The organism is Burkholderia sp. AW49-1 (assembly GCF_053427845.1).
In genome coordinates this window covers 1-416 of record NZ_JBSAXF010000111.1, presented here as the reverse complement: position 1 = coordinate 416, position 416 = coordinate 1, and the positions used below count along the sequence as shown (strand labels likewise).

Genomic DNA, 416 nt, shown 5'->3' with positions numbered 1-416 from the left:
ATCGGCCCGAATGCCATCGCCAACAACGCCGGCGACGTCGCACTCGGCAGCGGCTCCGTCACCCAAGCGCCCAACCCGACGCCGACGGGTACCGTCGGCGGCGTGACCACCACGTTCGCGGGCGGCAATCCGAGCAGCGTGGTAAGCGTCGGCAATGCGAGCACGGGCACCACGCGTCAAATCACCAATGTCGCGGCAGGCCAAATCACGGCGACCAGCACGGACGCGATCAACGGCTCCCAACTCTTCGCGACCAATTCCATCGTGGATTCGCTGTCGACGACGGTGTCGTCATCCAGCAGCGCGATCTCGTCGCTGTCGACCGGCATCACTTCGTTGTCGACGGGGCTCAGCTCGACCAACAGCTCGGTGGCCTCGCTCTCGACTTCGACGTCGACTGGCCTCTCGTCGGCGAA

General features: G+C 65.6%; 1 pseudogene. It reads left to right on the top strand.

The annotated features are described in order from the left end of the window. Positions 1 to 416 (top strand): annotated as a pseudogene (locus ACV22W_RS33630) (hypothetical protein); the annotation flags it as partial.